At 69.5% G+C, this 22,566-nt stretch carries 21 protein-coding genes and 1 pseudogene; 7 read left to right on the top strand and 15 right to left on the bottom strand.

All coding sequences use genetic code 11. The features are described 5' to 3' along the window. The first annotated feature begins 21 nt into the window (after positions 1–21). The 3 genes and pseudogenes from FRCN3DRAFT_RS42310 to FRCN3DRAFT_RS50960 form a co-directional block, all read left to right on the top strand. The gene (locus FRCN3DRAFT_RS42310; protein ID WP_007514422.1) at positions 22–957 is read left to right on the top strand and encodes a 5'/3'-nucleotidase SurE; all 936 of its coding nucleotides are present in this window, start codon (positions 22–24) and stop codon (positions 955–957) included. Between the two features lie 158 nt (positions 958–1,115). Continuing rightward, complete coding sequence (locus tag FRCN3DRAFT_RS0202760) at positions 1,116–1,988, top strand: SAM-dependent methyltransferase (protein WP_007514419.1); 873 nt, start codon at positions 1,116–1,118, stop codon at positions 1,986–1,988. A gap of 848 nt (positions 1,989–2,836) precedes the next feature. Further along, positions 2,837–3,564: pseudogene (locus tag FRCN3DRAFT_RS50960) on the top strand (ABC transporter substrate-binding protein); the annotation flags it as partial. Between the two features lie 257 nt (positions 3,565–3,821). On the opposite strand, the gene FRCN3DRAFT_RS0202750 reads toward FRCN3DRAFT_RS50960, so the two are convergent. From FRCN3DRAFT_RS0202750 to FRCN3DRAFT_RS0202740, 3 genes are read right to left on the bottom strand one after another with little or no spacing between them, the layout of a single operon-like run. Next, a complete protein-coding gene (locus FRCN3DRAFT_RS0202750; protein WP_007514410.1) occupies positions 3,822–4,571 on the bottom strand; it encodes an SDR family NAD(P)-dependent oxidoreductase in 750 nt (249 codons plus the stop codon). 57 nt (positions 4,572–4,628) lie between these two features. After that, the gene (locus tag FRCN3DRAFT_RS0202745; RefSeq protein ID WP_007514409.1) at positions 4,629–5,513 is read right to left on the bottom strand and encodes an SMP-30/gluconolactonase/LRE family protein; all 885 of its coding nucleotides are present in this window, start codon (positions 5,511–5,513) and stop codon (positions 4,629–4,631) included. A 31-nt stretch (positions 5,514–5,544) separates the two neighbouring features. After that, positions 5,545–6,384 carry a TauD/TfdA dioxygenase family protein gene (locus FRCN3DRAFT_RS0202740; protein ID WP_007514407.1) on the bottom strand — a complete coding sequence of 280 codons (840 nt, stop codon included), beginning with the start codon at positions 6,382–6,384 and terminating at the stop codon, positions 5,545–5,547. A gap of 323 nt (positions 6,385–6,707) precedes the next feature. Between FRCN3DRAFT_RS0202740 and FRCN3DRAFT_RS0202735 the strand changes: the two genes are divergently transcribed. Then, positions 6,708–7,292 (top strand): TetR/AcrR family transcriptional regulator, encoded by a 585-nt coding sequence (locus tag FRCN3DRAFT_RS0202735; RefSeq protein ID WP_007514405.1) that lies wholly within the window; start codon positions 6,708–6,710, stop codon positions 7,290–7,292. Between the two features lie 214 nt (positions 7,293–7,506). Continuing rightward, positions 7,507–8,415: a TIGR03564 family F420-dependent LLM class oxidoreductase gene (locus FRCN3DRAFT_RS0202725; RefSeq protein WP_007514403.1), complete on the top strand. Its 909-nt coding sequence runs from the start codon at positions 7,507–7,509 to the stop codon at positions 8,413–8,415. A gap of 15 nt (positions 8,416–8,430) precedes the next feature. Here FRCN3DRAFT_RS0202725 and FRCN3DRAFT_RS0202720 read toward each other — a convergent pair whose 3' ends face one another. The 12 genes from FRCN3DRAFT_RS0202720 to FRCN3DRAFT_RS0202665 all read right to left on the bottom strand — a co-directional run bounded on the left by FRCN3DRAFT_RS0202720 (position 8,431) and on the right by FRCN3DRAFT_RS0202665 (position 19,603). Then, complete coding sequence (locus FRCN3DRAFT_RS0202720; RefSeq protein ID WP_007514401.1) at positions 8,431–9,063, bottom strand: TetR/AcrR family transcriptional regulator; 633 nt, start codon at positions 9,061–9,063, stop codon at positions 8,431–8,433. A gap of 120 nt (positions 9,064–9,183) precedes the next feature. Then, positions 9,184–9,777 carry a carboxymuconolactone decarboxylase family protein gene (locus tag FRCN3DRAFT_RS0202715; protein WP_007514400.1) on the bottom strand — a complete coding sequence of 198 codons (594 nt, stop codon included), beginning with the start codon at positions 9,775–9,777 and terminating at the stop codon, positions 9,184–9,186. Between the two features lie 137 nt (positions 9,778–9,914). Next, the gene (locus FRCN3DRAFT_RS0202710) at positions 9,915–10,766 is read right to left on the bottom strand and encodes a mycofactocin-coupled SDR family oxidoreductase (protein WP_007514398.1); all 852 of its coding nucleotides are present in this window, start codon (positions 10,764–10,766) and stop codon (positions 9,915–9,917) included. 148 nt (positions 10,767–10,914) lie between these two features. Further along, entirely contained in the window at positions 10,915–11,472 is a 558-nt protein-coding gene (locus FRCN3DRAFT_RS0202705) for a nuclear transport factor 2 family protein (protein WP_007514396.1), read from the bottom strand. A 39-nt stretch (positions 11,473–11,511) separates the two neighbouring features. After that, positions 11,512–12,780 (bottom strand): acyl-CoA dehydrogenase family protein, encoded by a 1,269-nt coding sequence (locus FRCN3DRAFT_RS0202700; protein WP_007514394.1) that lies wholly within the window; start codon positions 12,778–12,780, stop codon positions 11,512–11,514. After that, positions 12,777–13,910: an acyl-CoA dehydrogenase family protein gene (locus FRCN3DRAFT_RS0202695; protein ID WP_007514392.1), complete on the bottom strand. Its 1,134-nt coding sequence runs from the start codon at positions 13,908–13,910 to the stop codon at positions 12,777–12,779. Before FRCN3DRAFT_RS0202695 ends, FRCN3DRAFT_RS0202700 begins: the two co-directional genes overlap by 4 nt. 113 nt (positions 13,911–14,023) lie before the next feature. After that, the gene (locus FRCN3DRAFT_RS0202690) at positions 14,024–14,494 is read right to left on the bottom strand and encodes a VOC family protein (RefSeq protein WP_007514390.1); all 471 of its coding nucleotides are present in this window, start codon (positions 14,492–14,494) and stop codon (positions 14,024–14,026) included. 33 nt (positions 14,495–14,527) lie between these two features. Beyond that, positions 14,528–15,715, bottom strand: coding sequence for a cytochrome P450 (locus tag FRCN3DRAFT_RS0202685; RefSeq protein WP_007514388.1), 1,188 nt, complete (start codon positions 15,713–15,715; stop codon positions 14,528–14,530). After that, the gene (locus FRCN3DRAFT_RS0202680) at positions 15,715–16,680 is read right to left on the bottom strand and encodes a TIGR03621 family F420-dependent LLM class oxidoreductase (protein WP_007514387.1); all 966 of its coding nucleotides are present in this window, start codon (positions 16,678–16,680) and stop codon (positions 15,715–15,717) included. Before FRCN3DRAFT_RS0202680 ends, FRCN3DRAFT_RS0202685 begins: the two co-directional genes overlap by 1 nt. A gap of 79 nt (positions 16,681–16,759) precedes the next feature. After that, the gene (locus FRCN3DRAFT_RS0202675; protein WP_007514385.1) at positions 16,760–17,530 is read right to left on the bottom strand and encodes an SDR family NAD(P)-dependent oxidoreductase; all 771 of its coding nucleotides are present in this window, start codon (positions 17,528–17,530) and stop codon (positions 16,760–16,762) included. Continuing rightward, complete coding sequence (locus FRCN3DRAFT_RS0202670; protein WP_007514383.1) at positions 17,527–18,270, bottom strand: SDR family NAD(P)-dependent oxidoreductase; 744 nt, start codon at positions 18,268–18,270, stop codon at positions 17,527–17,529. The genes FRCN3DRAFT_RS0202675 and FRCN3DRAFT_RS0202670 overlap by 4 nt, the downstream gene beginning before the upstream one ends. Before the next feature lie 133 nt (positions 18,271–18,403). Beyond that, complete coding sequence (locus FRCN3DRAFT_RS0202665) at positions 18,404–19,603, bottom strand: cytochrome P450 (protein WP_007514381.1); 1,200 nt, start codon at positions 19,601–19,603, stop codon at positions 18,404–18,406. Positions 19,604–19,859: 256 nt separating this feature from the next. On the opposite strand from FRCN3DRAFT_RS0202665, the gene FRCN3DRAFT_RS0202660 reads away from it, so the two are divergent. Beyond that, positions 19,860–21,077 (top strand): CaiB/BaiF CoA transferase family protein, encoded by a 1,218-nt coding sequence (locus tag FRCN3DRAFT_RS0202660; protein WP_007514379.1) that lies wholly within the window; start codon positions 19,860–19,862, stop codon positions 21,075–21,077. A 125-nt stretch (positions 21,078–21,202) separates the two neighbouring features. Then, positions 21,203–22,495 carry an amidohydrolase family protein gene (locus FRCN3DRAFT_RS0202655; protein ID WP_007514377.1) on the top strand — a complete coding sequence of 431 codons (1,293 nt, stop codon included), beginning with the start codon at positions 21,203–21,205 and terminating at the stop codon, positions 22,493–22,495. The last annotated feature ends 71 nt before the right edge of the window (positions 22,496–22,566 follow it).

Below are 22,566 nucleotides of genomic sequence, written 5' to 3'. Positions count from 1 at the left end.
CTCAACCGTCAGGAGGGTCCCATGCCCGGGAAGCCTGTCCGTCTGTCCGTCGCGATCGCCAGCGCCGCGGTGCTGCTCGGTGCCATCGCGTGTATGCCCGAGGACGCGGGAACGACCGCGCCCACGTCCACCACCGCGGCCACAGCCGCCGCGGCGCCGACGGACACAGCCACCGACACAGCCACCGGCGGCGGCGCGGGCGCCGGTGGCTCCGCGACAGGCGACCCAACCGCCAACTCGGCGGACACTGTGCTCGACGTGCTCGTCACCAGCGACGACGGAGTCGGCGCCGAAGGCATCGAGGCGATCGTCCAGGGCGTGGGCAGACTGTCGGCCACCATCGGGGACGTCACCATAGAGATCGTCGCGCCGGCGGCGAACCAAAGCGGCACCGGCGGGAAGACCACCGACGGCCCGGTCAACTACACCAAGAGCGACGCGTCCAACGGCACCCCCGTCACCGAGGTGAACGGCTTCCCCGCCGACGCGGTCAACGTCGCCCTCGACGACCTGGGCATGCACCCCGACCTCGTCATCGCCGGCATCCACGAAGGCCAAGCCCTCGGCCCCGACGTCGACGAGTCCGGCACCATCGGCGCCGCCCGCGCCGCCGCCCAACGCGGCATCCCCGCCCTCGCCGTCAGCCTCGGCCTCGGCGACACCTACGACTACACCCCCGCCGTCACACTGGTCCAGAACTGGATCACCAAGAACCGCGCCAGCCTGCTCTCCGACACCAAACCCCGCCAGACCATGGTCACCAACCTCAACGTCCCCAACTGCTTCGCCGGCGGCACAGTCCGCGGACTCCTCGAAACCGACACCGAACCACAGATCCCCGACCCAGCCCTCGCACGACAGAACCAGGACTGCACCTCCACGAACAAACCCAGCGACGAAGTCGGCGCCTTCAACGCCGGATACGCGACCCTCACCCGCCTCTACCCCCGCCCATAACTGACCAACCGTAGACCCATCCTGGCCTGGCCTGGGAGCCCAAGGCGGCCTTCGCCACCCTCGCCAAGTGCTACGCCAGCTAGCCATGCGCCGCCTAGAAGGGCCACCGTGACCGCTAGGCTGCCGAAAAGGGGAAATCGGGCGATGGGGAGCGGGCTGTGGTGGTGGACAGCGAGCCGGAGGGGTTCTCCTCGTTGCAAGAGTCGTTGGTCGAAGGTCCCCGGGCAACGGTCGACCTGAGAACCGATGTCGCGCACTCCGCGCGCATCTACGACTACTTCCTCGGCGGGAAGGACAACTTCCCCGCGGACCGTCAGGCGGCGGCGCAGATCCAGGCGGCGTTCCCGCACACCCCGGCCGCGGCCGTGCAGAACCGCGCCTTCCTCGTGCGCACCACCCGGTACCTGGCGGGCGAGGCCGGCATCCGCCAGTTTCTCGACATCGGTACCGGCATCCCCACCAGTCCGAACCTGCACGAGGTCGTCCAGGCGGTCGCGCCGCAGTCCCGGGTCGTCTACGCCGACAACGACCCGATCGTGCTCGCCCACGCCCGCGCCCTGCTCACCAGCGACCCGCGAGGCCGCACCGCCTACCTGGACGCCGACCTGCGCGACCCCGGCCGCATCCTGAACGCCCCGGAACTCCGGGACACCCTCGACCTGACCCAGCCCGTCGCCCTGTCCGTCATCGCCGTGCTGCATTTCGTCCCCGTCGAGCACGACCAGTACGGCATCATCCGCACGCTGGTCGACGTGCTTCCGTCCGGCAGCTACCTGACGATGTCGTACCTGACCGCCGACCGCAATCCTGACCAGGTCGCCAAACTCGTCAGCGCCTACCGGGCCCAGGGCATCGACGTCACTGCCCGGACCCGGGCGGAGGTCGCCCGGTTCTTCCAGGGTCTTGACCTCGTCCCTCCGGGGCTGGTCCCCGTGCACCTGTGGCGCCCTGACGACACCGCGGCCGCTGGTGACTTCGTCACCGAGGCCGGCGGCAACATCGTCTGGTCCGCCGTGGCACAGAAGCCCTAGATCCCCTGAAGAGGGCCAGGGCGACGGTGTCGAAGCCGGGGCTCTACTCCGGCGGGCGCGGCCAGGCGCGGACGGCCAGTTTCCCGGTGGTGCCGAGGTCGAGGTGGATCGCAGAGTCACCGGCTCGGCGCCCCCGCCCCGAGCCGTAGTGCCGGGCGCTGAAGGTTAATAGGCCTGCGACCGGAGCGCTTGTTCGCTTGAAATCGGCGAGCGGCACAACGTGCAGGCCAAGTGATGAAAGTGCCCCGGGCAGGTTCGTACAGCATCCACGCGGCTTTCGGCGTGGGGTCCGGGGCTCGGCCCGGAGCAACATGGCGCGGGAGTCCGGGAGCGGACCCGAAGGCTTCGCGAACAGGAAGATCCCGATCGCGTGCCCCCGGCGGGGCGCCTCGTAGAAGGGGGAGGCGCTGCCCTGGGTGTTTCCGTCGGGCAGCTGGTCGTGGAGGCCAGTTTCGAGGTCCGGCAGGGCAGGCGATGAGCGCATCATCGCCGGTTCCGGCGTCGGAAGCACGTGGGCGTGGTGTGGCGTTCACAGCCGTGACTGTGATCATGGCCATGGTGGTGGGTCTGACGTTCTTGTTCGGTTCGGCAATGTGTGGCTGCTGGGGTTGCGGTTGGGGGTGCCGGGCTATGTGGCGCCGTTGGTGGCGCCGGCGGTGGATCTGTCGGTTCTTGGCTTGTTGGTCGCGATCCGCGAGCTTGCGATGCGGGGTGCGTCTCGCGCGGAGATCCGGCCGGCGCGTCGGCTGCTGGTGTTCGCGAGCCTCGTGACCTTGGCGCTCAACATCGCTGAGCCGGTTATCGCTGGGAATCTGGGCAAGGCGGCGTGCGACGCCGTCGGCCCTCTTCTGCCGGTCGGTCTCGCGGAGAAAAAGGGCGTCGACAAGGTGACCCTTGTGGTCATCGACGTGCCCGCCGCGCTGGACGTCCCGCAGAACCTCGCGCCCAAAGCGTTCAAAGACGCGGGCATCGAGTACGAGCTCGTCCGGGTGCCGCCGGGCACCGCCGACATGACGCCGCAGATGCAGAGCGCTGTCGCCGGCCATCCCGGGATCGTGTTCGTCGTGGGCAACGACTCGTTCTGCATCAGCGCGTTCAACGGGTTGCGGGCGGTCGGGTACGACGGCCAGATCAGCGCGATCTCGCAATGCATCACGGACGCCACCCGTAAGGCCGTGTCGTCGGACATCCTGAGCGGAATGGTCGTCGCGACACTCGCGCCGGCCGGCGGCACCGATCCCTCGGCCGTTCTCTACCAGACGGCGATGGAGACCTACGGCGACGACATCGACATCAGCTCCACGACCGGCCGTACGTGTTCGTGACACTCGGGGGCCTGCAGACCGCGCTCGAGGGCATCTCGGGTGACATCACGCCGGCGACGGTCACGGCGACCATCAAGGCCATGCCGGAGAGCGAACTGCCGGGCGCGGCCGGGATGAAGTTCCGCTGCAACGGCAAGGCCAGCGCACAAGCCCCCGCGGTGTGCGTACGCGGCGGGCTGTCCACGACCCTTGATGACAAGGGCCAACCCACCGAGTTCCAGGTGCTTGGGAGCTCGCCGATTCCCGACTGACCGACGGCACGGTACCGGCCGGGCCAACCCGGCCGGTACTCGCTCCGGCCGGCTCGATGATGTTGGGGCGATGGGGCGATGGGGCGAGGCGCTGTGGGCGCGGCAGGGTCTGGGCGCTGACGGGTCCTGGTGCGAGGTGGTGGTCGGCGAGGAACAGGGTCGAGTAGCCGGGGTCCTCGATCCGGGGCGCGAGATCGCGCTATTTGGTGGCCGAGGTCGCGGTTGTGGTCTGGACCGCGAAACGGAAGGGCCGGACGTCAGCCAATGACATAGCCGCCGTCGACGGGAAGGGCGACACCGGTGACGAACGACGAGTCGTCGCTCGCGAGGAACAGGGCGGCGGTCGCGAGTTCGCGTGGCAGGCCCCACCGGCGCATCGGCTGGGGAGGCGCCGGCACGCCGGCGGGGGGGTCCAGGAGGTCGTCTGATCCTGGGACCATTCCGGTCCAGGTCATGCCCGGGCAGATGGCGTTGACCCGGACGCCCTGGTCCGCGAAATCGAGCGCGACCGCCTTGGTCATCTGGATGACGCCGCCCTTGGACGCGCCGTAGACGGCGTTCTTCCGCCACCCGACCAACCCGGCCGCCGACGCGGTGTTGATCACGGAGCCGTCGCCGCTACGAAGCATCGCCTGGATGCCGTGCTTCATCCCGAGGAACACACCCTTCAGGTTGACCGCGACGACGCGGTCGAAGTCCTCCTCCTTCTGCTCGGTGATCAGCGCCTTTGGTCCGGCGATACCGGCGTTGTTGAAGAGGATGTCGAGCTTTCCGAACCGGTCTTCCGCGGTGGCGACCATCCGCTCGACGTCGGCCTCCACCGCGACATCGACGTGAACTGCCACGCCGACGGCCCCGATCTCGTCGGCCGTCCGCTCCTCCTGGCCGCTGAAGTCCGCACAGATGACCTTCGCGCCTTCCGTGGCGAAGAGGTGGGCGCTCGCCCGCCCGATGCCGGAGCCGGCTCCGGTGATGATCGCGACCTTGCCGTCGAGCTTTCCCGCCATGCCTTGAGGTCCCTTCGGATCGATGGAGCGTGTCCGGTATCGCTGGCTGGCCGCGGCCTATCCGAACTTCGGCTCCGGCAGCCCTCGAACGCCGAGCCCGCGAAGGGCGAGGACTCGGCCGTTGTCGCCTCCAGCGGTGGTGCCGCCACGGGAGGTCACCACGAGGACGTCGAGTTGCGGTCCGGCGAACGCGACGCTCGTCGGGCTGGCCACCGGCACGGGTACGCGCCGGTCGAGGGTGCCGTCCGGCGCATATCTGCGGATCTCGCCGCCGCGGTAGGCGGCCACCCAAAGACAGCCCTGCTCGTCGACGGTGGTGCCGTCCGGGACGACGGCGCCGTCCTCGAACTGGGCGACGACCCGGCGGTCGGTGGCCTCGCCGGACGCGGGGTCGTAGTCCCAGGCATAGATGCGCCGGAACGCGCTGTCGTTGCAGTAGAAGGTCGTGCCCGTTTCGTCGAAGCAGGGGCCATTGGTGACGCCGATGGGGTCTGCGGTGACGTGCACGCTCAGGTCTGTGTCGACGCGGTACAGGCTGCCTGACGGTGTGAGGTCGCCCTGCCCGGACTCGATCGCTCTCACGAGCGCCATGTCGGCCATGCCGGTGACGAAACGGCCCTGGCGGTCGACGGTTCCGTCGTTGAACCCGAAACCCGGGCCTCCATCGGCGTCGAAGATCAGCTCGGTCTCGCCTGAGTCGAGGTCGAACAGGTGGATCTCGCTGCCGGAGGTCACGACGGCTCCGCCGCCCTTGCGTAAGGACAGCGAGGCGATGACGCGTCCGGGGAACTTCGTGCTCCGCGCGTCGCCGCCGTCAAGATTGCATTGGTGCACTGTCGCCTGGAAGACGTCGATCCAGGAGAGCCGGTCCCGGTCGACGTCCCAGACCGGTCCTTCGCCCATCGTCATGCGTGCGTCGGTGACGAGGCGCACGTCTACCATGACCTTCCTGCTTTCCTGCTTTCGCGCGCTGTCATCGGGTGGTGACGAGTTCCTGGCCGACGAGCGTGGTGCGGTGCATCAGCCGGCGTGAGGTCGGTTCGAAGGGCAGGGCGCGGTGGAGCATGCCGGTGTTGTCCCAGATCACCAGGTCGCCGCGGCGCCACCGGTGCCGGAGGGTGAACCGCGGGCTGGTGGACCATGCGAGCAGGCGGTCGAGCAGTGCCCTGCCGCGGTCTTCTGGCCAGCCGACGACCGTGCCCGCGGTCGCTCCGATCAGCAGGGACTTTCGCCCGTTCGCGCGGGTCCACACGAGCGGGTGCACCCTTGTCGGCACCTTCTCCCAGCTGGCCCGCTGCTTGTCCGTGGCGTCGGGATAGGCGATCCGCTGGGCGGTCGCGAAGCTGTGAGCCACCCGCAGGTCGGCGATCTCGGCCTTCTCCTCGTCGGACAGGGCGTCGTAGGCGGCGTAGGTGTTGGCGAACTGCGTGTCGCCGCCGGCGGGGTCGACCTCGTGGGCGGTCAGCAGCGTCGCCTTCTGGGGAAGCTCGTCGGTCGCGCCGTCGATGTGCCAGAGGAAGTTCCCCTGCCGGTAGCCGGCCAGCACGCTCTTGTCGGGGTCGAGCGTGATCCGGGCGATCTCAGGGTGCTCGCCGGGGTCGTTGACCTTGGGCACGACGACCTCGCCCAGCAGCCGGCTGAACCGGACCAGGTCGCCGTCCTCGATGTGAACCTCGCGGTACACCAGCACGCCGTACTGGTCCAGAGCGGCCTTGCAGTCGGCAGCTACCGCCTCATTGACGAGATCACTTCCCCTCCAGCCGCTGATCTCGGCACCGATCTCGGGCGCCAGCCTGGTGACCGTGATGGACATGACTTCCTCCGACTAGCTGAGAGAGGGACTCGGCGCCGCGGGTGACGCACCTGGAGGCGGCTGGGCTCGCGCGCCGCGACTGCCCCGACGGCCACCTCGCGACGGTTCGCGCGATCTGGGGCCATGCGTTCGTACCACCGGCCGACCCAGCAGCGCAAGAATCTACTGGCATTAGAAAGGATCTTCTGGCACTATTCTGGCTGCCGGAGGGGGTGAAGGTGTCTTGGTCGGTGCGAGCGCAGGCCCGGCCGCATCCGCGGCCGGGCGCTCCGGGCGTCACCTCGCACCCGAAGATCCGCTAAGGACCGCCCATAGGATGAGACATGGCCCGGGATACCCGCGAGCGCCTGCTGGACGCGGGACTCGCCCTGTTCGCAGGCAAGGGCCTCGCCGGCACCACGGTCTCCGATCTAGAGGCCCGTGCCGGGCTCCGGGCCGGAGCTGGCTCGTTCTATCGCCACTTCACCTCGAAAGAGGCTCTCTTCGAGGCCGTCGTCCGGCAGGAACTCGACCGGTTCCGCGCCTCGATCGGCGACGCGACGCCCGGCGAGTCGGCCGTGGCCGATGTGAAGATCACACTGGCGTTGGAGTTCCACCAGACCCTCACGACGCTCGGTCAGCTCGGCAGACTCGAGGCGATCATCCACCGGGACGCCGCCGCGATGGGCGACCTTTTCGACGAGGTGGAGGGCCTGTACAACGCCGCCCTCGACGCCAGCGCCGCCCGGCTGGGCCAGCTCATGGAAGCCGGGCAGCTTCCCCGACGCGACCCACAGGCCCTCGCCGTGACGATCAGAAGCACGCTCATCGGCTATCACCTGAACACCCAGTCGTTTAGAAGGTCCGCCCGGCGGGTGCCACCGGCAGATCTGATCGCCACGCTGATCGACCTGATCTCCTCCAAATAACCTCCGGCGCTCGACGTCAACGCAGACGTCGATCTCGCGCGAACCGCACGCACAGGCTGCCGCGGCCCGCTCGGCATCGATCGGGACCCCCAGGTTTGCGGCAACGACCATAGACAATGTTGGACGGTCGTATGGCGATGCTGTATGGATGTATGGCGGCCCTGTGCGACACCTTATTGCCGATCATGACTTTCGACGCTGAGGATATTGTCACGTGAGAATTGGTCTGACAGGTCGGCCGTCGACGACGGAGAAGCTCGTCGCGCAGGCGAAGGAGGCCGAGAAGGACGGTTTCAGCTCCCTCTGGTTGGACAGCACGGTCCTCGGCGACCCGCTGGCGGCGATGGCGGTCGCGGGCCGGGAGACATCCGCGATCGAGCTGGGCACGGCGGTCCTCCAGACGTACCCGTGCCATCCGGTTCTCCAGGCGAACCGGGCCGCCGGCGTCGCGGAGGCGATGGGACGGCCCGGCTTCACGCTGGGCATCGGGCCGTCGCACGCGTCCCGCGTCACCGGTCTGTACGGCCTGCCCTACGACCACCCAGGCCGCAACACCGAGGAGTACCTCCGCATTCTGACGGGCCTGCTGCGCGGCGAGACCGTGACGTTCGAGGGAACGGACTGGACGGCGAAGGACGCGACAGTGCCGACGGCGCAGCCGGTGCCGGTGCTTCTCGCCGCGCTCGGCCCGCGGCTGCTGCGGGTGGCCGGTGAACTCGCCGACGGCGTCGTGCTGTTCATGGCCTCGGCCCGGGCGATCGAGACGCATGTCGTGCCCCGGCTTCATGCCGCCGCCGTGGCGGCGGGGCGGCCGGAGCCGAGGGTCGTCGCCGGGCTGCCGGTCGCGGTGCATGACGACCTCGCCGAGGCCCGGGCGGCGGTGGCGGCGACCTCGGCCGTCTACGAGAGCCAGCCGAACTACCGCCGCATCATGGAGATCGGCGGCGCCGAGGGCCCGGCGGACGTCGCTGTCCTCGGCGACGAGGCGAGCGTGACCCGCCAGCTCCAGGGCCTGCTCGACGCCGGGGCGACGGACATCCAGGTGTTCGTCGTGCCGGTCGGGGCGGACCGCCGGGCCTCCCGGCAGCGCACCATGAACCTGTTGGCCTCTCTCACGGGCTGACCGCCGCGCAGGTCGTCAGTCGGCGTGCTTCGTCTGCGACGTGGACGGAGACGAAGCAGGAGATGTGTGCTGGGGCTCAACCTGGTCCAGGTAGTGCTCGAGGAATTCGGCCGCTTCCGCGTGGGATGTCGACATGCCCACGGCGTCTTCGATGTGAATCATCCGGGGAGTGCTTGTCATGAGAAAGACGAGCACCTCCGCGGGAACCGAACCCAAGGGGCGTGAATAGTCGTTCGAGGACCTGGCCAGAGCCTCCATGGTCAGTTCGCGTACCTTCTCGCCGACCGCCGCGATCTCGGCTCTGATTGCTTTGTGGTGATTCGCGAGTGCCGTAAGCTCCGCTATGAGCACCGCGGCGTACCGGTTGTTGGAGAACTCCCAGAGCGCCCGCAGGGGCTGGTCGGTCCGGAGCGCTCCTACGAGCGCGCCGACGGTCTGGTCGGTCCGGTGCCGGACCAGTGCGATGAACAGGTCGTCCAGGGTCGGGAAATAATACTGGACCAGCCCTGGCGTCACTCCGGCCTTCGCGGCGAGGCCACGGTAGGTGACGGCGGCGTACCCCTCGTCGAGCATGAGCCGTTCGGCGCTCTCCAACAGGAGAGCGCGCGTCTTCGAGGTCTCCGCGCCGACCCGGCGAGGTGTCGTCATCTGGCGCCTTTCAGGAGCGACTTTCGGAAGATCGCCACGTCCGCTGTGAGATCCAGCCCTGGATGATTCCCGATCCACCATGCTACGCGGCGGTCGCGTATGGCTCCCGATCCATGGCCGTCAGGGCAACGGCAAGATCTTCAGATACTCCGGGATGCGCGGGTCGGGCTCGAGGTCGAGCGAGTTCATTACCCAGGCCATGGTTTCGTAGCAGCCGGTGACGAACAGGATGTCGAGCAGTCTTCTCTCGTCGAGTTCGGTCGCCAACGCCGACCAGGTGTCGTCCGAGATGACACCGTCGTCGATCAGTTCGTCGACCGCCCGCAGCAGGACGCTGTCGAGCGGCGGGAGGAACGGCGCGTTCGGCCCATAGGCCACGCGGGCGATCTCCTCGTCGGTGAGTCCGGCTGCCCGCCCGGCGAAGATGTGCTGGCCCCACAGGTAGCGGGACTGGCGTCGCGCCGCGACGCGCAGGATGAGGATCTCCACCTCGCGGATCGGCAGTTCGGTGTCCAGCAGGGCGTACCCGTTGAACGGCAGGAAGGCCTTCGCGAGCTCCGGGTGGCGAGCGAGCGAGGCGATCGCGTCCCGCCCGGACGGGCGGCCGTCCCTGTTGGGCGCGGGCAGGCCACGGGTGGTCGGGTCGATCGCGGACAATGCCGCGACCACCTCGGCAGGCCACTGTTTCGGGTGCAGAGGTGGGATTCGCGCCATCAAGCTGCTCCTTCACGAGTTGTGTCGCGGTCGGCGGGGACGCAGCCACCCCGGATACCGAGTTGGGGCCGGTAACCGGCCGGTGGCCGGCTGCCAGGATGTGATGCCTCTCGTCCGGTGATGTCCGCGATTCCGGTTCAGAACGAGGGGGGAGCCTTGAGCATCGCGCCGGCGTCGATCCGGAGGTTGAGCCCCGTCATGTAGCGGGACTCATCGCTGGCCAGATACACGACGAGTGCCGAGACATCCTCCGGCTCGATGTACGGGATTGGCATCGCCTGCATCACGGGGAAGGCCAGTTCGGCGTCTGCCCTGGTCGGGTTCTCCAGGTCCGGCCGGAACGCCCGGTACACGTTGTCGTTGTGCAGCAGCGTGGTGTTGACGTTCGTCGGGTGGATCGCGTTCAACCGGACGGAGTGCGGGGCGAGCTGCAACGCGAGCACCTCGACGTACCTGGCGACCAGCTGCTTCGCCAGCGAGTAGCCGACCCCGCCCGGCGCGCCCATCGCGTCCGTCGTCCCCTTGATCATGCCCGCGGTCGACCCGGTCACGATGATCGAGGCGCCGGCGCCCAGGTGCGGCAGGGCCACCGCCACGGTGTTCTGCACGCCGCCGAGGTCGACGTCCATGGCGTCGACGAAACTGCTGCACAGCGACTCGTCCGTCAGCGGGCAGATGCCGGCGTTGGCGCAGACGACGTCGAGCCGGCCGAGTTCGGTGAGGCCGGCGTCGAGGGCGGCTCGCAACTGCCCGCGGTCGCGGACGTCGGCCGGCGTCGCCACGATGCGCCGGCCCAGGGCCTCGACCTCCTTCACCGTCACGGCAAGGTCGTCAGGGGTGGCCAGCGGGTAGGGCACGCTGGCGATCTGCTGGCAGATGTCGACGGCGATGATGTCGGCGCCTTCGGCCGCGAGCCGCACCGCGTGGCTGCGCCCCTGGCCGCGCGCGGCCCCGGTGATGAAGGCGACCTTGCCCCCTAGCTTGCCCATGCGCGTCCTCTCTCCTTCATTGACGGGCTCCCCATCTCGGGGTGTTCTGGCCGCCGCCGCTGGCGGGCCGACGCGTCGGCCCGCCAGCGGCGGCAGATCTTCTGGCGTCCGACGGAGGTCTTGGCCGGCCTGGGTGGGCGGCGCGGTGTCACCAGCGGACGGCGGGCTCCGTGTCGAGGTTCAGCGGACGGGCATACGAGAGGTCGCTGGTGTCCCACGTGCCCTTCAGGAATCCCTTGAAGGCGCCCGAGTGCAGGAAGGACGCGTCGGCGGTGAAGGCCCACTCGATCGTGCAGCGCCGCAGGACGATCTTCCACGCGCCGTCGCGGCGTTCGAGGCGGTCGAGGTAGCGGCCGCCCATGAAGGCGAGCGTCTTGCCGTCCTTGCCGACCATGGTGCCGATGACGTAGCTCTCCGCGTGCGCCTCGTCGCCGTCGATCTCGCAGGTGTGGGTCGTGATGTTGTGCAGGTGGTCGGCGAACACCAGGGAGTGCCGCGCGTTGGCCCATTCCCCGTAGGCGGCGCCGGGGTTCACGTCGGGGCCGTGCTCGTCGATCCCGTCGGCGGCGTAGACGCTCGCCATCAGGTCCGCGTCGTGCCGGTCGTGGCCGCGGGACTGCTTGTTGACGCAGTCGAGGATCTCGATCCGGTCCTTCACGTACCGGATCTCGCGGCGTAGTTCCTCGAGCTCGGTCTCGGCGGTCATGCTGGTCTCCTGCGGTCGACGTGTGGATGGGATGGCGTGTCAGGTGCGGGTGGCCGGGCCGCGGGGGACGTCACGGAAGGGCCGGTCGCGGTCGAGGGCGGGTTCCCGGGGCATGCCGAGGAGCCGCTCGCTGACGACGTTGCGGGCCATCTCCGTGGTGCCGCCGCCGATGCAGGTCGCCTGGCGAACCAGGTAGGCCAGACCGCTGCCGGCGGCCTCGCCGTCCTGCTCGGTCCAGGTGCCGCCCAAGGGGCCGGCGATGTCGAAGGCGATCTCGGTGCGGCGGCTGGTGGCGACGCCGGTGAACAGCCGGGCCACGGCGGCGGCCTGGTCGGACAGCCGGCCCGTGGCGAGGCCCAGCGCGACCCGGCGTTGCAGGGCGTGGGCCGCCAGGTCGAGCATGTGCGCCTCACCGACGAGGCCACGCACGTGCGGGTCGCCCAGCCGGGCAGCGTCACGGGCGACGCCGGACACCCAGCCGGCACCGAAACCGTCGGACAGGCCGGCCGGCATCGTGATGTAGGGCGAGTTGTAGAGCATCTTCTCGTGGAACATCCAGCGGGTACCCACGGTCCAGCCGCCGTCGACCTCGCCGATCCGGTCCGAGTCCGGCACCCGGACGTCGGTCAGGTACTCCTGGCAGAACTCCCGGTTCCCGTTGACCATCTCGATACGCGTCAGCTCGACGCCGTCGCGCAGCAGCGGAAGGATGAACACCGTCAGCCCGCGGTGCTTGGGCACGTCCCAGTTGGTCCTCGCCAGGCACAGCGCCCAGTCGGAGTACCAGGCGCCGGTCGTCCAGATCTTCGAGCCGTTGAGCACCCACTCGTCGCCGTCGCGCACAGCGCTGGTCAGCGCCCCGGCCACGTCCGAGCCCCCGGACGGTTCGGACAGGAACTGCATCCAGATCTCGTCGCCGCGCAGGATGGCGGGGACATGCTGGCGCTTCTGCTCCTCGGTGCCGAACTCCAGCAGCACCGCGAGGCACGGGTTGAACGTCGGCGACTGCAGGTCCATCGGGAACTCGTAGCCGGCGATCTCCTCGTTGAACGCCCGCTGGTGCGCCGGCGTGAGGCCCTGCCCGCCGTACTCACGGGGCACACAGATACCCGCGAACCCGCCGTCGAAGAACACGCGCTGGAGCTGGCGCTGACGGGTGATCTCGGCCAGTTCCTCGTCCTCGCTGCGCCCGAGCCCGTCGAGGTTGTGGGTCGGCGGCCCGCTGACAGCGCGGAGGTTCCCCCGCATCCAGGCGGCGGCGCGCCGCCGGAAGCTCTCGACGTCTTCGACGCCGGCGTCGGCCGTCATGAACGCTCCTTCTCGACGAGGTCCGCGAGGCGGCGGCGGTGCTCGACCGGCGTGCCGAACAGCGTCCGGTTCAGCGCGATCCGGCGCAGGTAGAGGTGCAGGTCGTGCTCGAAGGTCAGGCCGATCCCGCCGTGCAGCTGCACGCAGTCCTGAGCCAGCTCGGAGCCGTACTCACCGGTGAAGGCCTTCGCGGCGCTCACCAGCCTCGCCGCGTCGGACGAGCCCGAGGCGACGGCGACGACGGCCGCGTCGTTGATCGCGTGTGCGGCCTCCAGCCACGACAACAGGTCCGCGACCCGGTGCTTGATCTCCTGGTAGGAGGCAAGCGGCCGGCCGAAGGAGTAGCGGTCGAACGTCCAGCGCAGCGTGAGGTCGAACGCGGCCTGCATCGCGCCCACCGTGTCCGCGCCCGCCAGGACCGCTGCGAGACGCAGCTGATGCTCCACCTGCTCGGCGGCACCGCCCAGCTCCCCCACGACGGCGCCGGCCGGGACCCTGACCTTGTCGAAGCGGACCGTGGCGAACCGGCGGGTCAGGTCGAGACTCCGCATGGGCTCGATTGACAGGCCGGCGGCGTCGGCGGGGACTAGGACCTGTGTCAGCCCATCCCCGGTTCGCCCGGTGACTAGCAGATGGCCTGCCTGGGCGGCGGACTCCACCGGGCGTTTGACACCGGTCAGCACGACGTCGCCGCCGTCGGTCGCGCAGCGCAGGTCGACCTGGCCCAGGCCGTCGGCCGGGGGCGGCTCCGCGAAGCACCAGGAGGCGAGAGCGTCGCCGGCGAGCAGGGACTCCAGCACCGGCGCATGGGTGTCGTCGCCGGCGGCGCCGAGCGCGGCGGCGACGACGTTGGTGACCGCGAGTGGCCCGGGTGCCGCGTGCGCGCCGAACTCATGGGCGAGCAGCGACAGGTCCGCCAGCCCGGACTCGCTCACGGCACCGCCTCCGGACGCCTCCGGCGCGAGCAGCGATGTCCAGCCGAGCTCGGCGCCGCGACGCCACAAATCCAGGTCGAACCCGGCGTCGTCGTCCCGGAGACAGCGAATCTTGTCGACAGGAACCTCGCTCGCGAGGAACCGAGCGGTGGTGTCACGAAGGACCTCCTGCTCGGAGCTGCGCTCCAGCAGCATGGGCCGCTCCTCTCTCCGGCGTGCCCGGGCACCTCGGACCGGGCACGAGGCCGAGGCCGGGACCCCAGGGCGGCAGCGCCCGCGCGCGGGCTTAGAGCGAAGTACGCGCGGGCTTAGAACGGTGGGAACGGTTTGGTGGTGTCCTGGACCAGTTCGATGCGGGTGCCGTCGGGGTCGGCGAGAAACACCATGTCCATCGCCCCGCCGGGCACGTCGATGTGGACCCGGGTGTCCTCCGGCAACGTGGCGCCGAGTGAGACCAGATGCCCCGCGACGGCCGCCAGGTCGTCGACGTAGAACGAGAGGTGCGTGAGCCCGTTCTGGTTCCTGCGCTGCAGTGGCGTTCCACCCGCGGCCGGGGTCGTCCAGCCGATGATCTCCAGCCGGGTCGCCCCCTTCCGGCTGATCTGGGTCCGGGCCTTCATCGGCGGGCTGACCTCGGCGAGCGGGGCGAATACGTCGCCCACCGGCCATCCCTCGGCGAGCTCGAATCCGAGCCCTTCGGTGTAGAAGCGCAGTGACTTCTCGTAGTCGGACACGCAGATGCCGACGTGGGAGAACACAGCGCCGTCGATCACGGCCATTGCTGACTCCTCGGTTCGCTGGGGTGGGGGCGCTCAGCCGACGACGGCCGGCATGCTGTCCCAGCCGCGTACGGTCGATGCCGGGGACCGGACGGCGCTGTCGAGATCGATCTCCCAGTCGGGCCAGCGGTTGAGCACCTCGTCGAGCGCGATACGGGCCTCGAGCCGGGCGAGTGCCGCGCCGAGGCAGTAGTGCGCGCCCTGGCTGAAGGCGAGGTGCTTGTCGATGGCACGGTGGATGTCGTAGCGACCGGGATCGTCGAAGTGCCGCTCGTCGCGGTTCGCGGCGGACAGCATGAGCAGCAGCCGGCTGCCGGCGGGAACCTTCCGGCCATGGAAGGTGAGGTCCTCGGTGACGTAGCGCGCGACGTTCGGCGAGGAGGTCTCGAAACGCAGGAGCTCCTCGATCGCGTTCGGAATGAGGGAACGGTCGGCGACGAGCTCGCGGCGCGCGCCGGGATGCTCGCCGAGGACCTTCCCCATCCAGCCGAACAGACGTCCGGTCGTGTCCACGCCGGCTGCGGAGATGACCGCGAGGAAGATCTGCAGCTCGTCGCGGTGCAGGCGGCGGACCCGGCCGTCGACGTTCTCGAACTCGACCTGGAGCAGCTCGGTGATCAGGTCGTCCGACGGGTTCTTCTCCCGCCACGACACATACTCCGCGAAGCCGCCGCCGGAGAAGTACCGGTCCTTCCGCACGGCCAGCGGCTCGCCGGGGGTGTTGCGCAGCGAGCGGTGGGCCTTGTCCCGCACGACCGGCTGGTCGGAGTCGGGAATGCCGACCAGCATGCCGATGACCCGCATTGGCAGTTGGGCGCCGAGGTCGAGGAAGAAGTCGAACCGGTCGCCGCCGACCAACGGGTCCAGGCAGGCCTGGCAGAAGGCGCGCACCCGGTTTTCGAGCGCCTTCATCTTCCGCGGGGTGAATGCCCGGGAGACCAGCGCGCGGTGCACGGTGTGCAGGGGCGGATCCTCATTGATGAACACGCCGTGCGGCATTGTCGGGTCCGCCTTGATGACCTCGAGGATGTTGCCCTTGCCCGAGATGAGCCGCCGGTGGTCGCGCACCGCGGCCTCGACGTCGTCGAACCGGCTCAGCGCGTAAAAGTCGTGGCGCTCGTTGTAGTACAGCGGTGCCTCGTCCCGAAGCCGCTGGTAGACGGGATAGGGATCCTTCGCGATCTCCTGGTCGTACGGGTCGAAGTACAGCGCGTCGGTCATCACTTGCCCTGTAACCGGCCGACGAGAGGCGCGAAGGTGTCCATCGCGTTTTGGGGCACCGTGACGTAGCTGGTGCCGAAGTTCTCGCGGTTGTCCCGCAGCCGCTGTTCCATCTCGTCGAGCGTTCCCACCAGCACGTTGGGATGGTCGGGCAGGACGTCCGCGTCAACGGAGATCCAGCCGGCGATGTCCTTGTAGGCCGCCGCCGGGTTGTCAGTGAGAATCGTGAAGTAGGGCGAGCCCTCGATCTCCAGATCGGGCAGCCGCCCGCCCGCCGCCGCCCGCACGAGCCCGTACCGGTGGGCGGCCTCCTGCTTGGGGGTGAGCCCGGCCGCGTTGACTGGGTCGAACGGCACGTTCGAGATGCTGACGATCTCGGCCTCCCTGGCCGCCAGCGAGAGCATCCGCTTCCGGTTCCCGCCGATCATCAGCGGCGGTCGCGGCTTCTGCGCGGGCAGCGGCAGCCCTCGGTAGCCGCTGACGTTCACGTGCTCGCCGTGCAGGTCGATCGGCTCGCCCGACCAGTGGGCCTTCAGCAGTGCGATCACCTCCTCCAGCTTGTCGACCCGCGTCCTGCCGGGTGCGAAGGGGAGGCCGAGAGCCTTGTACTCGTTCTCCTGCAGACCGGCGCCGATGCCCATCTCGAGCCGGCCCTCGGAGAGCAGGTCGATGGTCGCGGCCTCCTTCACCAGGGCCGCGGGCACGTGGTAGTCGATGCAGAACACCCGGCACCCGATCCGCAAGGTCGACGTGACCGCCGCGGCCCCCGCCATCGCCGCGATCGGCGCGAGGTGCTGAGGTGGCAGGCTGCACGCTCGGGCCGCCGGGCCGGGCCCGACGTAGTGGTCGGCGACGAACAGCGTCGAGTATCCGAGGTCCTCGATCTTGCGGGCGAGGTCGTACCACTCGCGCGCGGACGTCGCCCGCGTCCCCTGGACGGCGAAACGAAACGGTCTTGTGGTCATTGCCCTCACCTGGGTGGTCGCCCCATGGGCCGGAGGCCGTCGCTCTCCGGCTCGGCGCGGTGTGTGCCGGACGGTCGTGTCAGATGCCTGCGGGTCCGGGGCCGCCGTGGACGTAGAGGGTCTGGCCGGAGCAGAAGCTGGCGGCGTCGGAGGCGAAGAACAGCACGGCGCTGCCGATCTCCTCGGGTTCACCGAGCCGGCCGGAGCCGTTCATCAGGCCGATCGCCTCCGGGTCCAGCCCGTAGCGGGCCGCGTCGTCGGTCAGTGTCGCGGCCCGGACCGCTCCGACGGCGATGCAGTTGACGCGGATGCCCTTGCGGGTCCAGGCGGCGGCCATCGAGGCCGTCAGGTTGTTCACCCCGGCCTTGGCCGCGCCGTAGGGCGCGGCCTGCGGCATGCCGAGCAGGCTCGCACCTGAGGAGATGTTCACGATCGCGCCCCTACCGGCCGCGAGCATCGGGACGGACGCGGCGCGGGACAGGAACCAGACGGAGCCGAGGTTGAGCGCCAGGACTTGGTGCCACTCGTCCTCGGTCCACTTTCTGATCGATTTGGTCTCCGCGCCGCCGGCGCAGTTGACGAGGATGTCGAGCCGGCCGAACTCGGCGACGGTGGCGTCGACGATCCGCTGGCACTCCTCGGCGCTCGTCACGTCGGCCGGCAGGGCGATGGCGCGCCGGCCCAGTGCTTCGATCTCCTTCGCGGTCGACTCCAACGGTTCCAGGCGGCGGGCGGACAGCACGACGTCCGCGCCGTGCTCGGCCAGCGCCAGCGCCGAGCCGCGGCCGATCCCGGTGCCGCCGCCGGTCACGACGGCGACCTTTCCCGCCAGCGAGAACCTGTCGTTCACAGGACCGCACCTCCATTGGCGGCGATGACCTGGCCGGTGATGTAGCCAGCGGCCTCCGAGCACAGGAAGGCGCACGTCGCGCCGATGTCGTCAGGCGTCCCCACCCGGCCCGCTGGGATCATCCGGGCGATGACCTCGGTCTTCGGCAGATTCCGACCACTTTGCTGGCCGCGCAGCAGCGGGGTGTCCACGGCGAACGGCGGAATCGTGTTCACTGTGATCCCCTTGGCCGCGTACTCAAGTGCGACGGTCTTGGTGAGGGCGATCACGCCGCCCTTGGTGGCCGAGTAGTGGCCCTGTCGGGCGGTGCCCGTCTGGCCCGCCGCCGACGAGATCGTCACGATGCGGCCCCAGGAGGCCGCCGCCATGTCCGGGATCGCGGACTGGATGCAGTGGAAGGTGCCGGTGAGGTTCACCGCCACGAACCGGTCCCACAGCTCGAGGGAGATCTCCTCGAACGGGGTGAACCCGGAGATCGCCGCGCTGGTCACGAGGACCCCGACAGGCCCGAGCTTGGCGCGCACCCGGTCGAACGCCGCGTCGACCGACGCGCGGTCCGCGACGTCGACCTCGACCGCGGTCGCCGACGCTCCCACGGCGCGCAGTCGTTCCGCCACCTCCTTGGCAGCGGCGCCGTCCAGGTCAAGGACCGCCACCCGGTGCCCGGCATTCGCCAGGTGCTGGCAGATCGCCAGGCCAAGCCCCGATCCGCCGCCGGTGACGACAGCCACTCGTGTCATGTAACCGTTCCCTTTCAGTACAGGGCTTCCCGCCGGCCCGCGTAGGCAGCAGGATCAGCGATCGCAAAGTCATCCGCCGGCACGCGCCGCTCCGGTAGCAGGCGCGCCGACGAGTTCGGGCGGTGGACCCTGATCACACTGATCTGCCGATGAGGGCGGGCATGGAGTCCCAGCCCCGGACCGTCGAGGTGGGCGCGCGGCGGGCGGCGGACAGGTCGACCTCCCAGTCAGGCCACCGCTTGAGGACCTCCTCGAGGGCGATGCGCCCCTCCAAGCGAGCCAGCCCCGAACCGAGGCAGAAATGCGCGCCGTGGCCGAACGTCACGTGCTGACCGAAGTCGCGATGGATGTCGAACCGCTCGGAGTCGGGGAACTGCCGCTCGTCGTGGTTGGCCGACGAGAGCATGAGCAGCAGCGCGCTGCCTGCCGGGACCGTCTGCCCGTGGAATTCGGCGTCCTCGGTGACGTAGCGGGCCACATGCGGACCGGGCGGCTCGTAGCGCAGCAGCTCCTCGACCGCGCGCGGGATGAGCGTCGGGTCGGCGACCAGTTCGGCGCGCTGGTCGGGATGCTCGGCCAGCACCTTGCCTATCCAGCCGAACAGGCGGCCGGTCGTCTCGACGCCAGCCCCCGCGATGACGCCGACGAAGATCTGAACCTCCTTCCGGGTCAGCGTGCGCACCGTCCCCGACAGGTCGGTGAACTCCAGCGTGAGCAGCTCCGTGATGATGTCGTCCGACGGGTTGTCGACCCGCCACTTCACGTACTCGCCGTAGTTCCCGCCGTCGAAGTACTTCTCCTTGGTGACCGGCAGCGGCTTGCCCGGCTGGTTGCGCAGGGCCCGCTGGGCGGTCGACCGTAGCGACGGCTGCTCCGAGTCGGGAATGCCGAACAGCATTCCGATCGTGCGCATCGGCAGCTCGGCACCGAGGTCGAGCACGAAGTCGAACCTGTCCCCACCCACCAACGGGTCCAGGCAGGCCGCGCAGAAAGCCCGGATCTTCTCCTCCAGCGCCTTGATCTTCTTCGGCGTGAACATCCGGGAGACCAGGGCGCGGTGGATCGTGTGCAGCGGCGGGTCCTCGTTGATGAAGATTCCCGGCGGCATGACGGGCGCGGCCATGACGACCTCGAGGATGTCGCCCTTCGTCGAGGTCAGGCGTTTGAGGTCTTTGAGGGCCGCGACGACGTCCTCGTAGCGGCTGAGGCCCCAGAAGCCGAGGCGCTCGTTGTGGTACAGCGGCGCCTCGTCGCGCAGCCGCCGGTAGACGGGGTACGGATCCGCGTCGATCTCGACGTCGTACGGGTCGTAGTAGAGGTCGCCTGCGCCCACTGCCTGGCCTCCCTGGACATCTCTGTACGAACGTATAGCATCGTGCCCTACGTTCGTACAGGTCGGAGTTCCGAGGAGCAAGCGGACCTTCGCCCGCTCCTCAAGGGCGGAGGAGGCCCATGGGCTGGGGAAGCTCCGTTTTGCTTGACGCCACCACCCGAGCACAGCGCGCACACGCGTCCACGACGGCTCCCGACCGCCGGTAGCCGAGCTCACCCGAGCGGGATCTCATCAGTCGCAGAGCGGAGAAATCGCGATGACCGCGGTGATGCAGGGCGTCCGCGTCCTGGAGGTAGCCGAGCACACGTTCGTCCCGGCGGCGTCCGCGCTGCTGGCCGACTGGGGCGCGGACGTCGTCAAGATCGAGCACGTCGAGCGGGGTGACGCGATGCGCGCCCTCGGGTCCACCGGCGTCGCGACCATCTCCTCCGACGTCCATGTGCTGCTCGAGCACTCGAACCGGGGCAAGCGCAGCCTGGGTCTCGACCTCACCTCCCAGGAGGGCCTGGATGTCCTCTACCGGCTGGCGGCGCAGTCGGATGTGTTCCTGACCAACAAGCTGCCGGGCGTCCGAGCCAAGCTGAAGATCGACCTTGAGGACATCCGCGCGGCCAACCCGAACATCATCTACGTCCGTGGGACCGGTCAGGGCGAGCGCGGACCGGACGCGGACAAGGGCTCGTACGACTCGCTGGCTTTCTGGTCCCGCGCCGGCCTCGCCGTCGGCGTCATGCAGCCGGAGTACGGCCACGTTCCGGTGCCACCGGGACCGGCGTTCGGGGACTCGCTCGGCGCGATGACCATCGCCGGCGGCATCATGGGCGCGCTGTACCACCGGGAACGCACCGGTGAGGCCACCGTCGTCGACGTCTCCCTGCTGGGCACCGGGATGTGGGCCATGGGCGCCGCGATCGCGCTGTCCATGCAACTGAACATGCCGTGGAAGCCGCCACCGGTCGCGGCCACCCGCGCCAACCCGCTGGTGATGAACTACCGGACCAAGGACGGCACCTGGCTGGCCTTGTGCTGCCTGCAGGCGACCAGGTACTGGCCGCCGCTGTGCGACGTCATCGGCCGACCGGAACTCGCGGCGGACCCCCGGTTCGCCGACCACGAGTCCCTGGCGGCCAACAGCGGCGCGGCGATCGACATCCTCACCGAGGCGTTCGCCAGCCGCACGCTAGACGAGTGGCGGGTCGCACTCGCCGACTTCGCGGGCCAGTGGACGGTCGTCCAGGACACCCTGCAGGCGGTCGACGACCCACAGACCGTCGCCAACGGCTACATCCAGGAGTGCCACACGGCGGCCGGCGCGCCGTTCCGGCTCGTCGCCGCGCCCGTCCACTTCGACGAACAGCCCACACCCGCGAAGCGGGCACCCCAGTTCAACGAGCACGGCGACGACCTCCTCGCCGCGCTCGGCCTCGACTGGGACACCGTCATCGACCTGAAGGTCCGCGGAGTCGTCGCCTGAGCACGGCCGAAAGAACGACGCACGGCCCGCGGGCCGCCGCCCCGACATCTCCAGGGCTTCGCGATCCCGGGACATCGCGGACGGCGACCCACGGGCCCGGGCGACCCACGACGGAGAGGACCGCCATGAACAAGGACGACCTGATTCTGATCAGCGTCGACGACCACGTCATCGAGCCCCCGGACATGTTCACGGGCCGGCTCCCGGCGAAGTACACCGACGACGCCCCGCGGATCGTGCGCCTGGAGGGCGGCGCAGACATGTGGAAGTTCCGCGACACCATGATCCCCAACGTCGCGCTCAACGCGGTCGCCGGCCGGCCGAAGTCCGAATACGGACTCGAACCGCAGGGGCTCGACGAGATCCGCCCCGGCTGTTACGACGCCGCCGAACGGGTCAAGGACATGAACGCCGGCGGGATCCTCGCCTCGATGAACTTCCCGTCGTTCCCCGGCTTCGCCGCCCGCCTGTTCGCGACCGACGACCCGCAGTTCTCCCTCGCCCTCGTCCAGGCCTACAACGACTGGCACATCGACGAATGGTGCGGCGCCCACCCCGGCCGGTTCATCCCCATGGCGATCCCGGCCATCTGGGACCCGGAGCTCTGCGCCGCCGAGGTCCGCCGGGTCGCCGCCAAGGGCTGCCACTCGCTCACCTTCACCGAGAACCCGGCGACGCTCGGCTACCCCAGCTTCCACGACCCCTACTGGAACCCGCTGTGGCGGGCCTGCTGCGACACCGGCACCGTCCTGTCGATCCACATCGGCTCCTCCGGCAAACTCGCCGTGCCCGCGCCCGACTCGCCGCCGGACGTCCTGATCACCCTGCAGCCGATGAACATCGTCTCCGCCGCGGCCGACCTTCTCTGGTCCCGGGTGCTCAAGGACTTCCCGGACATCCGGATCGCCCTGTCCGAGGGCGGAACCGGCTGGATTCCCTACTTCCTGCAGCGCGTCGACCGGACCTTCGACATGCACGCCACCTGGACGCTGCAGGACTTCGGCGGCAAGCTCCCCTCGGAGATCTTCCGGCAGCACTTCCTGACGTGCTTCATCTCCGACCCCGCCGGCGTCCAGATGCGCGACCAGATCGGCATCGACAACATCGCCTGGGAGTGCGACTACCCCCACAGCGACTCCATGTGGCCCGGCGCCCCCGAGGAACTCCACGCCACGATGGAGACGTTCGGCGTACCCGATCACGAGATCAACAAGATGACCCACGAGAACGCCATGCGCTGGTACTCGTTCGACCCGTTCGCCCACATCCCACGCGAACAGGCCACCGTCGGCGCGCTCCGCGCGCACGCCGACGGCCACGACGTCTCCATCCGCGCCCTCAGCCACCATCAGATCGACCCGGCCGAACGCCTCGCCGCCTACACGGCCCAGCGGGACTCGATGGCCGCTGGACGCTGAGGGCGGTCGCCAGTTGGCGGGCCGCGGCACGCCCCGGCGTCGCGACGTACGCCGACCTGCCAACCACCGCC

Origin of the sequence: Pseudofrankia saprophytica, assembly GCF_000235425.2 — a bacterium.
GTDB classification, from domain to species: Bacteria; Actinomycetota; Actinomycetes; order Frankiales; family Frankiaceae; genus Pseudofrankia; species Pseudofrankia saprophytica.
Note: the sequence above shows the minus strand (reverse complement) of the source record. Positions and strands in the feature narration are given on the sequence as shown.